Here is a 14,085-nt window from a genome sequence, read left to right as displayed (position 1 = left end):
GTCCGCCTCGGGGGCTGCCGGTTCCCCTTCACGGTGCGCCGATGCCGCGACCGTGGTCGGTCGCTTGCGTAGCGGAGCGCGCCGGTTCCCTTCGGCGCGCGCCGAGCCGCCGCCGTGGCCGGCGGTTGCGAGTCGGGGTGCACCCATTCGGCACCGGGGCCGGTCGGTTGCGACTCGGGGCGCGCCGATTCGGTACCCGGGCCGGTCGGCCCCCCCTGGTGGTACGACCGGTTCCGAGCCCGGTAGCGGTTGGAAGGAGCCCTCGTCCACCACGCGGGCCAGTACCTCCCGGGCCGAGAGCCGAGTGGTGGGGGCGCCACCGCCGGGGGTCCCAGGGGCGCCGCGGCCGGGGGCCCCGGCCGCGGACGTCGAACCGGCAGGCGGGGCACCGGCGGACGCTGCCCGAGAAGGCGCCGCGTCCGCCGACGGTGCCCCCGGCCTCGCTGACGGTGCGCCCGGCCCCGCCGGCGGTGCCCCCGGCCTCGCTGACGGTGCGCCCGGCCCCGCCGACGGCCGCGAGCCCCGGCCCGCGGCGTCGGCGTCCGAGTCGCTTCCCGGGACCTCCATGGCGTCACGCATGGGATCACGCATGGAGGCCCCGCTTGAGGATCTTGCCCATGTCGTTGCGGGGGAGGGCGTCGAGGAAGTGGACGACGCGGGGGCGCTTGTGGGGCGCGAGCTGGGCGGCGACGTGGTCGATGAGTTCCTGGGCCGTCGGGGCCGCGCCGCCGTTCTCGCCGGCCGCGGGGACGATCCAGGCCACGATGCGCTCGCCGAGGTCATCGTCCGGCTCGCCGGTCACCGCGGCCTCCGCGACGCCGGGGTGTTCCAGCAGCGAGTTCTCGATCTCGCCCGCGCCGATCTTGTAACCGCCGCTCTTGATCAGGTCGGTGGCCTTGCGCCCGACGATCCGGTACCGCCCGGCCGCGTCCCGCGTGGCCATGTCGCCCGTACGGAACCACCCGCCGTCGAACGCCTCGGCCGTCGCGTCCGGCCGGTTCAGGTACTCCACGAAGAGGTTCGGGCCGCGGACCTGGATCTCCCCGACCGTCTCGCCGTCGCTCTCCTCGATGACCGCGCCGGACTCGTCCACCAGCCGCGCGTGGACACCGGGCAGCGGCACGCCGACCGTCCCCGGCGCGCCGGTGTCGTCGGCGCGCACCGCGGTGTTCATCAGCGTCTCGGTCATGCCGTACCGCTCGACGACCCGTGCGCCGGTCGCCGCCGTGATCTTCTGGTGGTCCGTCAGCGGCAGCGCGGCCGAGCCGGAGACCAGCAGGCGCGCCCCGCCGAGCGCCTTGGCCAGCGCCGGGTTGTCGCCCGCCTCGGCGGCCAGCCGGTGGTACATCGTCGGCACGCCGAAGAGCATCGTGCCGGCGCCGGCCAGCTCGCGTGCCACGCCCTCGGTGGAGAAGCGGCCGAGGTGGTGCACGGTGCCGCCGCGGCGCAGCGGGCCGAGGATGCCGAGGATCAGACCGTGTACGTGGAACAGCGGCAGGCCGTGCACGAGGACGTCGTCGGCGGTCCACTGCCAGGCGTCCTCCAGCGCGTCGAGCGTGGAGGCGATGGCGCGCCGGGGGATGACGACGCCCTTGGGGCGGCCCGTCGTGCCGGAGGTGTAGACGATCACGGCGGGGGCCTCGGCACCCGGCTCCGGCGGCAGCTCGAACGCCGCGGTGGCGGCGCCGGCCGAGTCCTCGGCAGCGGCGGCACCCGTGGCGGTACCGGCAACAGGCGTAGCAGTCCCGGCGGTACCGGCGGCACCCCCAGCGCCCTCGGCCGTTCCGGCGGCGCCCCGCGCGCCTTCCGCCGTCGCGCCCGCATCGGTCCCCTCGTACGGGTCGACGTCGATGCGGGGGAGCGCCGCGAGGGGGCCGGGGAGTTCGGTGTCCGGCTCGGCGAGGACGAGGGTGGGCGTGCTGTCGGACACGATGTGCGTCAGCTCGCTCTCGCCGATCTTGGGGTTGACCGGTACGGCCGGCACCCCGGCGAGCAGCGCGGCGACCACCGCGACCGACGTCTCCAGCGTGGGCGTCGCCCAGACCGCCACCCGCCGCTCGGCGCTGATCCGCGCCGCGAGCGTGCCGGCGGACGCGGCGAGCTGCCCGTAGGTCAGCGCGCGGTCCTGGAAACGCAGTGCGGTACGGGAGGACGCCGTACGCAGCGCCGGGAAAAGCTCGTTCACCGAAACTCCTTCGTTCTCTTGCTGTACGGGTATCCGTTCCTGGATACCCGAGGCCCCAGGTCCTTGCGGAACCCGGGGACGAGTGGATCCCTGGCGGAACCCGTGGCGAGGGGAACCCTCAGCCGAAGCCCGGCACCACCAGGGCCAGCCAGACCAGCGCCGGTACGGCCACCACCACGAGGCCTCCGTACACCATCAACTGCCGGAAGAAACCGTCGCGGTCCACATTCTTGGCGTTCGCCAGGACCAGCGCGCCGTTCGTCGAGAACGGGCTCACGTCCACGACGGTGGCGGACACCGCGAGCGCCGCGACCATGCCCACCGCGCCGATCGTCCCCTGTGCCAGGAACGGTACGGCCAGCGGTATCAGCGCCCCGATGATGCCGACGGACGAGGCGAACGCGGAGACCAGCGCACCGATGTAGCACAGCAGCAGCGCGGCCACCAGGGGTATGCCGATGCCGCCGACGGCGTGGCCGGCCCAGGTGATGGTGCCCATCTCGTCGAGGACGCCGACGTACGTGAGGACGCCGCAGATCAGCAGCACGGTGGGCCACGTGATCTCCGAGACGGCGGCCTTGCTGTCCTGCGGCCATACGGCGCTGAGGGCGACGGCGAGGGTGATCGCGGTCAGGCCGGCGTCCAGGTCGAGCACGAGGACCGCCACGACCAGTGCCAGGAGGGCGAGGAGGGTGGCGATACGGGCCGGGGTGAGCGCGAAGCCCTCGGCGCTGCTCGTTGTCGCTTCGGTGCGGACGTCACTCCGTGTCCGTGCATCACCGGCCCGGGTACCACCGGTCCGGGCCGCCGCGGGCGCCGTGGCCGGGGTGCCCCTCAGCCCGGTTGCCTTGCCTCCGCGGCCACCCGTGGCCCCTGCTGCCGCATCGTCCTTGCCGCCACCCGTAGCCGTTCCGACGGCCTCGTCACCGCCGCCGTCCGAGAGGGGTGCGGCGGACGTCAGGGCGGTGCCACTCGTTGGGGTGCCGGCGGCCGCCTGGGCGTCGCCACCCGTCAGCGTGGCGGTCCCCGTGCGGTCGGTACCACCCGCGGGCGTGGTGCTCTCCGTACGGCCGCAGCCACCCGTCCGGGGGAGCCGCAGCCCGCCGAGGGCGACGAAGAGTGCCACCGCGATGACGAGGTTGACGACCAGGCTGGCGGCGAAGAGGGCGAGCGGGCTGCCGGGGAGGTGCTCGCGGGCCACGATGCCGTTGACCGTCGAGCCGTAGATGCTGATCGGCGAGAAACCGCCGGCCTGCGCGCCGTGCACCACCAGCGCGCCCATCAGCAGCGGGTTGATGCCGTACTGCGCCGCGAAGCCGAGCGCGAGCGGGGCGACGATCGCCACCGCCGCCGGGCTGACCGCGCCGATCGCGGTGAGCACGCCGGTGACCGCGAACATCACCCACGGGATCAGTGCGACCCGGCCGCCGACCAGCCGTACCGAGGCGTGCACCAGCCAGTCGGTGGTGCCGTTGGCGCGGGCGATGGCGAAGAGGTACGTCACGCCGACCAGGACCACGAACAGATCGCCGGGGAAGCCCGCGAAGATCTCTTCGGCGTCCATCCCGGCGGCCAGCGTGCCCACGCCGAAGGCGGCGGCGAACGCCAGCGCGCCCATGTTGATCGACCGGGTGGTGGCCAGTACGAAGACCACGGCGAGCACGAGGATCGAGACCACTTCGGGCGACATCTGCGGCTCCGTTCGCGGACGGCGAGGGCAGCGGGGGAGGGGAGCTGCCGGGGAAGGGGGAGGCGGAAAAGGGGAGGGAAGGGACGGGACGGGACGGTGAGCAGGGCGCCAGGTGGCGCACCGGGCCCCGGAGGCACGCTGTGGTGCACTGGCCCAGTGGACAATTGGCTGAGCCACTTTTATGGCCACCGGTGACATGCGTCAATACTCTTGGCACAGGAGCAACATGGAGGGGGCGACCGGATGTCCGAGGCACTGCGGCCGATGACCAGGCCACGGCTCTACGAGCAGGTGGTCGAGAGGCTGCGCCAGTACGCCGCCGAAAGCGGACTGGGCGCGGGCGACCGGCTGCCCCCGGAGCGCGAACTGGCGCAGCGGCTCGGCGTCAGCCGCGCGTCGGTGAAGCAGGCCATCGTCGTGCTGGAGGTGCAGGGCCTGGTCGAGGTGCGGCACGGCGGCGGCACCTATCTGGTGCGCGACACCCTGGACGCCGCCGAGCCGGTCGAGCGGCTGGTCGAGCGGCGCCGCCGGCTGCCGGACGTGCTGGAGGCGCGCGAGGCGATGGAGACCAAGCTCGCCGAACTGGCCGCCCGCCGCCGCACCGACGCCGACCTCGACGCGCTCGACGCCGCCCTCGCGCACATGGCGGCCGAGGTCGCGGACGGCGGCCCCGGGGTGGAGGGCGACCGCCGCTTCCACGCCGCGGTCACGGCCGCGGCACACAGTGCGCTGCTCGCCGAGTTCATGCGTTCCATCGCCGAGCAGATCGGGGAGAGCCGTAATGAATCGCTGCGGCAGCCCGGCCGGCCCAAGCGCTCGCTCGCCCAGCACCGCCGCATCCTGGAGGCGATCCGGGACGGCAACCCGAGGTCGGCGGCGACGGCCATGCGCCGGCACCTCCGTACGGTCGCCGAGGTACGGCTGCTGACCTGGACGCCGGACGACGAGGACGGGGAAGGCAGGCCGGGCCCGGACGGCAGGGACGGCCCGGACGGCAGGGACGGGGTGACACCCGGCAACGCTCCGGTCGGCTAGGAGGGGAGGGCCGACGAGGCGTCAGCAGAGCGAGGTGGGGGAGCCGGGGCGCGGCTCGGGCGAGGCGCCGTCCTCTCCCCCCGGCTCACCCCGGCATCTTGCGGAAGTCCCAGGACGCCACCGCCTCCGGGGTGAGCCGCAGCCACGCGTGCCGGCCGTCGTGCGGCATGGCGTCCAGCCCGAAGTACTTGGCCGCGAAGAGGCGTTCGGGCGCGTCCAGTTCAGGGCAGGGCTCGCCGTGGCGTGGTGCCTCGCCGACGAACGCCATGCTGCCGGACAGTTCGGCGCCGCGCAGTTCGCCGTAGTCGTGGCCGTCGTCGACCACGACCGCCACCCGTGGGTCCTTCACCAGCTGCGCCCAGCGCTTGCTGCGGGTGAGCGAGTACAGCCACAACGACGTGCCGTCCCACACGAACCACAGCGCGCCGACGTGCGGTGCGCCGTCCGGGCCGACCGTGGCGATCCGGCAGGTCCGCTGCCGGGCCAGGAAGGCGTCCAGTTCCTCCGGGCTCATCATGATCCGGCGTCCCCTGCGCTGCTCCGCCACGCCCGCCATCCGCGCCACCTCCGGTGTGCCGTACGTCTCGTGACCCTGGCCACCTGACCGGGTGTCAGGAATCATGGAGCCTCGGCCCGCCGAACGCAATGGACACCCGGGCCCCGGCCCACTGAACGCAATGGACACAGGAGGCTCGGCCCCGACCGCACGGCCCACGCTCAGCCACCCGGCCCCACCGCCCCCCAAGACCCAGGAGGCACCCCCATGGCCACGGACGTACAGGGAACCCAGGCCGCCCACCTCGTCGAGCAGCTCGATCCCGCGACCACCGCACTGCTCACCGTCGAGTGCCAGAACGGCGTCGTCGGCACCGACAGCGCGCTGCCCGAACTGGCCGAGGCGGCCCGTACCTCCGGCGTGCTCGCGCAGGTCGCGCGGCTGACCGCCGCCGCGCACGAGGCCGGCGTGCAGGTCCTGCACGCGGTCGCGGAGCGCAGGCCCGACGGCCGCGGCGCCAACCACAACGCGCGGCTGTTCCGCGCCGCGGGGCAGTTGCCCGTGCAGCAGCTCGCCGGGTCGGACGCGGTGCGGATCGCCGACCCGGTGCCGGTGTCCGAGGACGACCTCGTCGTGCGCCGTCTGCACGGGCTGTCCCCGATCGCCGGTACGGAGGTGGACGCGCTGCTGCGCAACCTCGGCGTGCACCAGCTCGTCATCGTCGGCGTCTCGGCGAACGTGGCGATACCGAACGCGGTCTTCGACGCGGTGAACCTCGGCTACACGGCGGTGGTGCCGGCCGACGCCATCGCCGGGGTGCCGGCCGAGTACACCCCGGCGATGGTGCGCAACACGCTCGCCCTGGTCGCCACCGTCACCTCCACGGACGCGGTGCTCACCTGCTGGAAGCGGTCGTTCCCGGAGCGCTGAGACGCTGAGCGACGACGCGGCGTGCCGAGGGAGGACGCGGCGCGTTGAGGGGGGCCGCGGCGGGCTGAGCGGGGATGCGGCGCGGCGTACGCGGCCCCCGCCCTCGGGGTCCGTTCGCCGGGCCCGCGCGATCAGGTCAGTTTGATCTTGCCGCCGCTGACCTTCAGGGGGACCGGCGACAGGCCCCTGGTCGCCGGGCCGTGGCGCACGCTGCCGTCCGCGATGGCGTACTTGCTGCCGTGGCAGGGGCAGTTGATCGTGCCGCCGCTGACCTCGCCCACCAGGCAGCCCGCGTGCGTGCAGACCGCCGAGAACGCCTTGAAATCGCCCTTGGCGGGCTGGGTCACCACGACCTTCCGGTCCTTGAAGACCTTGCCGCCGCCGGCCGGGATGTCCGACGTCTTGGCGAGCGCCCCGCCGCCCTTCGTGGCCCCGCCGCTCTCGGAGGGCGCCGACGAAGCGCCGGAGGAGCTGCCGGACGGCGAGGAGCCCTCCGCCGAGGGGGAGCCCGATGAGGCGGACGAGGCGGACGATCCGTAGCCGCCGCCCCCGCCGTCGTTTCCGCACGCCGCGAGCGCCGCGGTCAGGCCGGCGGCGCCGGCGGCCGCGATGACCGTGCGCCGGGCGCTGGCGGCACGTTCGGGTGATGGTGAACTCATGGTGCCTCCACAGGCCCCGGTCCCGGTGGGGAGCCGGGACGGGTAGGGGACCGGTACTGCGCACCGGCCCCGCGCGGGTGTCCCTTCGCCTTGTGAAGGTTCCATACGGATGCGGTGCCTCCGGTGTTCAGCGGCTCCGCCGAAAAGGTGATCGTGGCGGCGCCGGCCCCTCCCGGCCCTGCCTCGCGGGCGGCCGGCGTCCGGCTACGCCGCCCCCTCCGCGACGGCCACCGGCACCCGGCAGCCCCCGTCGGCCAGTGCGTCCAAGTGGTGGAGGGCGGTGCGCGGGAGCGCGTCCGGGTCGGCCAGCAGGTGCAGGTACGCGTGCGCGGCCAGCAGCGTCCGGCCGTTCGGCGACGGCCCCTCGCACTCGTACGCCGCCTGCTCCAGCAGCAGCGTCGCCATCACGGTGCGGGTCAGCTCGTCCGCGTACCGGCCGATGCGCATCTCCTGCTCGTCCGCGGGGCCCGCCAGCAGCCGGTCACCGCGGGCAGCCAGCTCCTCCCAGCGCGCGGCCAGCCGCTTCCCGGCGGGCAGGGGCAGGGCGCCGGCCCGGCCCCCGTACGTCGCCGCGAGGGTGCGGTGCGCGGCCTGGCGGCGCAGGCAGCGCAGCACGTCCAGCGCGATGACGTTGGACGAGCCCTCCCAGATCGAGCCGAGGTGGGCGTCGCGCAGCAGCCGGGGGTTCACCCAGTCCTCGATGTAGCCGTTGCCGCCGCGGATCTCCATCGCCTCGCCGGTGACGGTACGGGCGCGCTTGCAGACCGTGTACTTGGCGAGCGGCGTGAGGACCCGTACGAGTCCGGCCGCCGTCGCGTCGCCCGCGTCGGCGTCGTCCAGCCGGGCAGCCGCCTCCAGGACCAGGCCGAGCGCGGCCTCCGCGTCCAGGATCATCGGCAGCAGTGTGACGCGCATCAGGGGCTGGTCGAACAGCGGAGTGCCGAAGACCTCCCGCTGCCGGGTGTGGGCGACCGATTCACGGACCGCGCGGCGCATCAGGGCGGTGGCGCGCATGGCGTTGGAGAGCCGGGAGACGTTCAGCATCTCGGCCATCTGCCGGAATCCGCTGGTGAGTTCGCCGACCGGGGTCGCGTACGCGCCGTCGAGGGTGACCTCGCCGCTGGCGATCGAGCGGGAACCCAGCTTGTCCTTGAGGCGGTCGATGCGTACGGCGTTGCGGGTGCCGTCCGGGCGCAGCCGCGGTACGAGGAACATGCCCAGGCCGCGGGTGCCCTCGCCCTGGCCCGGCACGCGCGCGAGGGTGAGGATCACGTCAGCGCCCGGGTTGGACGCGAACCACTTCTTCCCGGTGAGGGTCCAGTGCGCGCCCCCGTCGGCGGGGGTCGCGACGGTCTCGGTACGTCCCACGTCCGTGCCGCCCTGCTTCTCGGTCATGAACATCGCGCCGGTCGCGCGGACCGCCGGGTCGGTGGAGGCGAGCGCGGCGATCTCGGCGGCGTACCGGTCGGGGTCGAAGAGGCGCAGGACGCGGGCCGCCGAGTCGGTCATGGACAGCGGGCAGGCCATGCCGAACTCGGACTGCACGTAGAGGTAGGACAGCGCGTACTTGACGGTGTGCGGGGCGCGGTCCGGGCGGCCGTGCACACCGGGCCGGTGGGACATCGCGGCGAGGCCGAAGCGCTCGAACGCGATCTCCGCCAGCCGGTCGTGGGCGGGGTGGTACTCGATCTCGTCGACGCGCTCGCCGTCGGGCGCGTAGGAGCGCAGCCTGGGCGGATTCGCGTCGGCGAGCGCCGCCTGCCGGTCCATCTCCCCGGCCGCCAGCGCCCCCAGCTCCGTGAGCAGGGGCTCGATGCGGGCACGGTCGTCGGCGGACAGCACCCGGTCCAGCAGCGGGCGCAGCGCAGGGTCCTGGTCGGCGAAGTTCATACGGGTCTCCGGTGCCTTGATGCCTTGAAGTGGTCCGCGCGGCATGTCGAGACGCGCACACCTTCGCAGGCTGCCGAGAGCACTGTCCAAGACGCATTCGGCACCCGATTGAGACGCGAGCGAGGAAAATCACCCGCCACCAGCGAGGACGACCGGCCGCCCGACGACCGGGGCCTGAGACCAGGGGCCTGCTTCCTCGAACGGCGCCCGTCCCGCCGACGTGCGGGCGCTCACGCAGGCATCCGAGCGGATGCTCAGGCGGGGGGCTCCGGCTGCGGCCCCGTCGCGCGGGCACGCAGTTCCTCGTTGATCCGCTGGGCTTCTTCGAGCTGGTCTTCGAGGATGATGATGCGGCAGGCCGCTTCGATCTGGGTGCCGGCGTCGACGAGCTCACGGGCGCGGGCCGCGATGCGCAGCTGGTAGCGGGAGTAGCGGCGGTGGCCGCCCTCCGAGCGCAGCGGCGTGATCAGGCGGTGTTCGCCGAGGGTGCGGAGGAAGGCGGGCGTCGTGCCGAGCATTTCGGCGGCGCGGCCCATGGTGTAGGCAGGGTAATCGTCGTCGTCGAACTTGTCGGCGACGTGGGTACTGCGAGGGGGCATAGACCTCTTCTTTCGGGGACACGTGTGAGGGCCGGCGTGCCGCGGCGACGCCCCGGCCCGGAGCGTTCGGTACCGTGCACCGGCCGTCTCGGCCGTGCCTTCGGTCTCCGCCTGTCTGCCCGGGAGGGCGGCGGATGCGGGGCGCGGTGCGGGGCTCGCGGATTCCGGTTCGGAAGCCACCCTCCGCGCTGCGGCCTGCGGCATCCGCGCTGAGGTCTTCTTCCTGATCTTCTGGGGTATGCCAGGGACGCTACACCTGGCACCCCGCCACGTCTACTTTCCGCAGGACAGGTTTTCTGCATGCCGCGGCACCTTTCTGGACGCCGCTGCACCGGCTTCGGGCCGTCATGGACGGCTCGGCCCGCCCGCGCCGTGTCCCGCCACGCAGTGAGGGCCCGACCGGCGTGCCGGTCGGGCCCTCAGTGTTCCGCTGTCGCGGTCTCAGTCGGTCAGGGGGTTCCCGAGCATCTCGGAGGCCCGCTGGAACGGGTCGGCGGTGTGCGCGGAGGTCTCCGCCGGGATCTGGCCGCCGCAGGTGAAACCGAGCCGGGTCATGGCCCGGACGACTTCCGCGGCACTGAAATCACGGCGGTCCTGCCCGGTGATGACCGCGCCCACCTGCTTGGCGGGGTAGGTGCGACGGCCGATGGTCACGCACTCACCGGTTGCCGGTTCGGGCGTGATGCCCTTCATCGACTCCAGCACGCCGTGCTTGGTGAGGTCGAAGGGGAAGCGGGCGATGATGCAGCGCATGGGTGCCTCACAGGGAAGAGGAAACGGACCGGACGGGGAGCGGCGGTTCAGTGCGGAACACGGGTGTCGAGGAGGTCACGCAGGCGTACCCGGTCCGGGCACGCGGTAGCGGTGTCCTCGTGTACGGCGGTGAGCTGGGCCCGCGTGACCAGGCCGGTGCCCCGGTCGTCCGCGTCGCAGACGAGCAGCTGCCCCGTGCGGGCGGCGGCCATGACGGACAGGGCCACCTCGACGGTCATGTCGTCGCAGACCTGCGGCCCGGCCGCCGCCACGGCGTCAGCCATGGTGCCGGGCGCGGTGCCGGCCATGGGGACGGTACCGGCCGTGCCGGGCTGTACCTGTACGGGTGTCACAACCTGTAGGGGCGTCAAAAAGGCTCCTGCCGTGTGGTGAGCGTGCTGCTCGGGAGGGATTCAGGCCGCCGCGCCGGTGGCGGGGGGAGCCCCGCGCCCGCGGCGGGCCGCCGATGCGGGGCGGCGCCGGCCACGGGAGCGGGCGCCGGCGGCGCGCTCGGGCCGTGCGGCCGCCGGTGCGGCGATGACCACCGGGATGCCGGAGGGCGTACGGGCGCCGGTGATGCGGCTCAGCGCCTCTTCACCGGAGCGGACCCGGGTGGTCTGCGGGGTGACGCCGGCGGCCGCCATGAGACGGGTCGTGCTGCGGCGCTGCTTCGGGATGACCAGCGTGACCACGCTCCCGGACTCGCCGGCGCGTGCGGTGCGCCCGCCGCGGTGCAGGTAGTCCTTGTGGTCGGTCGGCGGGTCGACGTTGACGACGAGGTCGAGGCTGTCGACGTGGATGCCGCGCGCCGCGACGTTCGTGGCGACGAGCACGGTGACGTGACCGGCCTTGAACTGCTCCAGCGTGCGGGTGCGCTGGGACTGGCTCTTTCCCGCGTGCAGGGAAGCGGCGCGTACACCGTTGTTCAGCAGGTGCCTGGTGAGGCGGTCGGCGGCGTGCCGGGTGTCCAGGAACATGAGCACACGGCCGTCGCGGGCCGCGATCTCCGTGGTGACGGCGTGCTTGTCGGCGTCGTCGACGTGCAGCACGTGGTGCTCCATCGTGGTGACCGCACCGGCGGACGGGTCGACGGAGTGGACCACCGGGTCGTCCAGGTACCGGCGGACCAGGAGGTCGACGTTGCGGTCCAGCGTCGCGGAGAACAGCATCCGCTGACCGCCGGGCCGCACCTGGTCGAGCAGCGCGGTGACCTGCGGCATGAAGCCCATGTCGGCCATCTGGTCGGCCTCGTCCAGCACCGTGATGGCCACCTGGTCCAGCCGGCAGTCACCCCGCTCGATGAGGTCCTTGAGCCGTCCGGGCGTCGCGACGACGACGTCGGCGCCGCTCTGCAGCGCGCGGGCCTGCCTGCCGATCGGCAGGCCCCCGACGACCGTGGCCAGCCGCAGCCGCACCGAGCGGGCGTACGGGGTCAGCGCGGTCGTCACCTGCTGAGCCAGCTCACGCGTGGGCACGAGGACCAGTCCCAGCGGCCGGTGGGGCTCGGCGCGCCGGCCGGCCGTGCGGGCCAGCAGGGCCAGTCCGAACGCGAGGGTCTTGCCGGAGCCGGTGCGCCCGCGGCCCAGTACGTCGCGTCCCGCCAGGGAGTTCGGCAGCGTCGCGCCCTGGATCGGGAACGGTGCGGTGACCCCTTCCGAGGCGAGGGCGGCCAGCAGCTGCTCGGGCATGTCGAGCTCGGCGAATTCCTGCACGGCGGGCAGCGCGGGGACGACCGTCTCGGGAAGGGCGAACTCACCCTGGGGCGCGAGGGGCCGGCGGCGGGGACCGCCGGAGCGGCCCGTCCCGCCGGAACGCGCCGGGGCCGATGAAACGGAGCGGCCGCCGCCCCTCCTGAAATCGGCGCCGCCGTTACGGTTGCGGGAGGAGCGGTTGTTCGTACGTGTGCGGTTCATGAGGAACCTTCCTCGATACGGCGCACCTCAAGAAATCTCGCGGCAATGGAGCGGCGTGAAGAAATGCAGAAATGAGCCGAGTGGAACGCGAAAGCGAAACTGTCCGGGGAAAGCCTGAGCGGGCGTCGTCCCGGTGGCGCACTCCGAATGTGACCGCAGTGCGGGAAAAAGACCTACAGCTGAGGCCCGCACCCCGAAGGTGCGGGCCTCAGCTGCACTTACGCGTCAGCGTCAGACGGTCACGATGTTCTCGGCCGTCGGGCCCTTCTGGCCCTGCGCGATGTCGAAGGTCACCTTCTGGCCCTCGTGCAGCTCGCGGAAGCCCTGGGCGGCGATGTTCGAGTAGTGGGCGAACACGTCAGCGCCGCCGTCCTCCTGCTCGATGAAGCCGAAACCCTTTTCGGCGTTGAACCACTTCACGGTACCAGCGGCCATGTCAATCTCCTTCGGGGCAGTGAACCGGTATCCGCACTGCGCGGACACCATGTCGCCGCGATGATCACCCCGACCGGAAATGACCGGAAGCGTAAAACGCGCTCCGTCGCGCAGAAGCCGACGGAAGGGCGCTTGAACATTGGGAACCACAACTGCAACTGACAACAACAGTAGCACGCCGGCAGCGCCGCGGTCCGCCCGTTGAATGCACTCCGCTTGTTACGGTAAAAACCCTGCGCGCACAGCCGGGAAAATTCTCCTCCGGCGAGCACAGATATTGATTACCGGAAGCCCTATGTTCGAGAAACGTACCGCGGGAGCGCTCGATCGGCCGCCGCCCCTACGGTACGTACTCGCCCGGCGTCGGCAGCACCCGTTCCGCGGTCTTCAGAACGTTGCGCAGGGCCGCCGACTCGTCGGCCGCGCGCCAGGCGAGGGCGACCGGCAGCGGTGCCGGGCCGCCGGCCAGCGGGCGGAAGACCACGTGGTCCAGCCGGATGTGGCGCGCCGACTCGACCACCAGCGCGACACCCACCCCGGCAGCGACGAGGCCGAGGAGGTCGTAGGTGTCCGGGGCCTCCTGGGAGATGCGCGGCGCGAAGCCCGCCACGTGGCAGGCGCGCACCGCCGCCTCCCGCACCGCCGAGCCGCGCGCCGCCGGATACGTCACGAAGCGCTCCTGCGCCAGCTCGGCCACGCCGACCGCTTCCCGCCCGGCCAGCGGGTGGGAGTCCGGCAGCGCCACCGTCAGCCGCTCCAGGCGGACCACGCGGGACAGGACGCCGCGGCGCACGGGGAGCGCGACGAAGCCCAGGTCCAGCGTGCCGTCCGTGATCCGGTCGAGCGCCTCGCCGGAGTAGACCTGGCCCTGCAGGGACAGCTCGATGCCGGGGAATTCGGCGGCGACCGCACGGGCCAGCGGGGGCAGTGCCGCGCAGCCGCCGGCGCCCGCGTACCCGACCGTGACCCGGCCCGCCTCGCCGAGGCTGACCGCCTGCACCGTACGGCGCGCGGCCGACGCGTCGGCGAGGAGGCTGCGCGCCGGTCCCAGCAGGGCCTGGCCCGCGGCGGTCAGCCGCACCGAGCGCGTGGTGCGGTCGAAGAGGGTGGCGCCCAAGTCCCGCTCCAGCATGCGGATCTGCTGGCTGAGCGGGGACTGGGCGATGTGCAGGCGTTCCGCGGCGCGGCCGAAGTGCAGTTCCTCAGCGACGGCCACGAACCCTGTGAGATGGCGCAGTTCCACGCGCGGCACCTTCTCAGGGTGCGCGACCGCCGCTCAAGCGGGGGACGCGGCGGCCGTACCGGGCGGCCGGATTCCGGCGGCGTTCCGGCCAGCTCCGGTGCGCATCGGGCGGGTACGGCCGCCTCAGGCGCACACCGGGACGGACGGCCGTCTCAGGCGGTACGGGCCCCCGCCGCCCGCCCCGTGCCACCCCCGAGGGCGTCCAGGAGGAAGTCGAGCTGGAAGCGGAGGAGGTTCTCGTTCACCCGGTCGTCGGC

At 73.4% G+C, this 14,085-nt stretch carries 12 protein-coding genes and 1 pseudogene; 2 read left to right on the top strand and 11 right to left on the bottom strand.

The features are described from left to right. Positions 1 to 583: 583 nt before the first annotated feature. Both C3486_RS34360 and C3486_RS34355 read right to left on the bottom strand, forming a co-directional pair. Positions 584 to 2,185 (bottom strand): acyl-CoA synthetase, encoded by a 1,602-nt coding sequence (locus C3486_RS34360; protein ID WP_103836785.1) that lies wholly within the window; start codon positions 2,183 to 2,185, stop codon positions 584 to 586. Between the two features lie 118 nt (positions 2,186 to 2,303). Then, positions 2,304 to 3,875 carry an SLC13 family permease gene (locus C3486_RS34355; protein WP_103836784.1) on the bottom strand — a complete coding sequence of 524 codons (1,572 nt, stop codon included), beginning with the start codon at positions 3,873 to 3,875 and terminating at the stop codon, positions 2,304 to 2,306. Positions 3,876 to 4,118: 243 nt separating this feature from the next. On the opposite strand from C3486_RS34355, the gene C3486_RS34350 reads away from it, so the two are divergent. Continuing rightward, positions 4,119 to 4,910 (top strand): FadR/GntR family transcriptional regulator, encoded by a 792-nt coding sequence (locus tag C3486_RS34350; RefSeq protein ID WP_103836783.1) that lies wholly within the window; start codon positions 4,119 to 4,121, stop codon positions 4,908 to 4,910. Positions 4,911 to 4,995: 85 nt separating this feature from the next. Here the strand turns inward: C3486_RS34350 and C3486_RS34345 are convergent, their stop codons facing one another. After that, positions 4,996 to 5,466, bottom strand: a complete 471-nt coding sequence (locus C3486_RS34345) for a pyridoxamine 5'-phosphate oxidase family protein (protein WP_103836782.1) — start codon at positions 5,464 to 5,466, stop codon at positions 4,996 to 4,998. 207 nt (positions 5,467 to 5,673) lie between these two features. Between C3486_RS34345 and C3486_RS34340 the strand changes: the two genes are divergently transcribed. Further along, positions 5,674 to 6,336: a cysteine hydrolase gene (locus C3486_RS34340; RefSeq protein ID WP_103836781.1), complete on the top strand. Its 663-nt coding sequence runs from the start codon at positions 5,674 to 5,676 to the stop codon at positions 6,334 to 6,336. Positions 6,337 to 6,467: 131 nt separating this feature from the next. Here C3486_RS34340 and C3486_RS34335 read toward each other — a convergent pair whose 3' ends face one another. The 8 genes and pseudogenes from C3486_RS34335 to C3486_RS34300 all read right to left on the bottom strand — a co-directional run bounded on the left by C3486_RS34335 (position 6,468) and on the right by C3486_RS34300 (position 13,828). Beyond that, positions 6,468 to 6,995, bottom strand: coding sequence for a Rieske (2Fe-2S) protein (locus C3486_RS34335; protein WP_103836780.1), 528 nt, complete (start codon positions 6,993 to 6,995; stop codon positions 6,468 to 6,470). 204 nt (positions 6,996 to 7,199) lie between these two features. Then, the gene (locus C3486_RS34330; protein WP_103836779.1) at positions 7,200 to 8,885 is read right to left on the bottom strand and encodes an acyl-CoA dehydrogenase family protein; all 1,686 of its coding nucleotides are present in this window, start codon (positions 8,883 to 8,885) and stop codon (positions 7,200 to 7,202) included. Between the two features lie 254 nt (positions 8,886 to 9,139). Beyond that, positions 9,140 to 9,484: a MerR family transcriptional regulator gene (locus tag C3486_RS34325; protein ID WP_103836778.1), complete on the bottom strand. Its 345-nt coding sequence runs from the start codon at positions 9,482 to 9,484 to the stop codon at positions 9,140 to 9,142. A 441-nt stretch (positions 9,485 to 9,925) separates the two neighbouring features. Continuing rightward, on the bottom strand, positions 9,926 to 10,237 hold the full coding sequence (locus C3486_RS34320) for an SCO5918 family protein (protein WP_103836777.1): 312 nt from the start codon (positions 10,235 to 10,237) through the stop codon (positions 9,926 to 9,928). 53 nt (positions 10,238 to 10,290) lie between these two features. Continuing rightward, a pseudogene (locus C3486_RS34315) lies at positions 10,291 to 10,590 on the bottom strand (hypothetical protein); the annotation flags it as partial. A gap of 60 nt (positions 10,591 to 10,650) precedes the next feature. Then, positions 10,651 to 12,150 (bottom strand): DEAD/DEAH box helicase, encoded by a 1,500-nt coding sequence (locus tag C3486_RS34310; protein WP_103836776.1) that lies wholly within the window; start codon positions 12,148 to 12,150, stop codon positions 10,651 to 10,653. A 231-nt stretch (positions 12,151 to 12,381) separates the two neighbouring features. Then, the gene (locus tag C3486_RS34305; protein ID WP_103836775.1) at positions 12,382 to 12,585 is read right to left on the bottom strand and encodes a cold-shock protein; all 204 of its coding nucleotides are present in this window, start codon (positions 12,583 to 12,585) and stop codon (positions 12,382 to 12,384) included. Between the two features lie 340 nt (positions 12,586 to 12,925). Then, complete coding sequence (locus C3486_RS34300; protein ID WP_103836774.1) at positions 12,926 to 13,828, bottom strand: LysR family transcriptional regulator; 903 nt, start codon at positions 13,826 to 13,828, stop codon at positions 12,926 to 12,928. Between the last annotated feature and the right edge of the window lie 257 nt (positions 13,829 to 14,085).

Source organism: Streptomyces sp. Ru73 (genome assembly GCF_002920575.1).
Lineage (GTDB): Bacteria > Actinomycetota > Actinomycetes > Streptomycetales > Streptomycetaceae > Streptomyces.
Note: the sequence above shows the minus strand (reverse complement) of the source record. Positions and strands in the feature narration are given on the sequence as shown.

What these genes read in the sequence shown, in the direction of transcription:
- C3486_RS34305 (WP_103836775.1), bottom strand. Translation starts at nt 12,585, where the DNA reads ATGGCCGCTGGTACCGTGAAGTGGTTCAACGCCGAAAAGGGTTTCGGC.
- C3486_RS34325 (WP_103836778.1), bottom strand. Translation starts at nt 9,484, where the DNA reads ATGCCCCCTCGCAGTACCCACGTCGCCGACAAGTTCGACGACGACGAT.
- C3486_RS34335 (WP_103836780.1), bottom strand. Translation starts at nt 6,995, where the DNA reads ATGAGTTCACCATCACCCGAACGTGCCGCCAGCGCCCGGCGCACGGTC.
- C3486_RS34330 (WP_103836779.1), bottom strand. Translation starts at nt 8,885, where the DNA reads ATGAACTTCGCCGACCAGGACCCTGCGCTGCGCCCGCTGCTGGACCGG.
- C3486_RS34345 (WP_103836782.1), bottom strand. Translation starts at nt 5,466, where the DNA reads ATGGCGGGCGTGGCGGAGCAGCGCAGGGGACGCCGGATCATGATGAGC.
- C3486_RS34340 (WP_103836781.1), top strand. Translation starts at nt 5,674, where the DNA reads ATGGCCACGGACGTACAGGGAACCCAGGCCGCCCACCTCGTCGAGCAG.
- C3486_RS34310 (WP_103836776.1), bottom strand. Translation starts at nt 12,150, where the DNA reads ATGAACCGCACACGTACGAACAACCGCTCCTCCCGCAACCGTAACGGC.
- C3486_RS34355 (WP_103836784.1), bottom strand. Translation starts at nt 3,875, where the DNA reads ATGTCGCCCGAAGTGGTCTCGATCCTCGTGCTCGCCGTGGTCTTCGTA.
- C3486_RS34350 (WP_103836783.1), top strand. Translation starts at nt 4,119, where the DNA reads ATGTCCGAGGCACTGCGGCCGATGACCAGGCCACGGCTCTACGAGCAG.
- C3486_RS34320 (WP_103836777.1), bottom strand. Translation starts at nt 10,237, where the DNA reads ATGCGCTGCATCATCGCCCGCTTCCCCTTCGACCTCACCAAGCACGGC.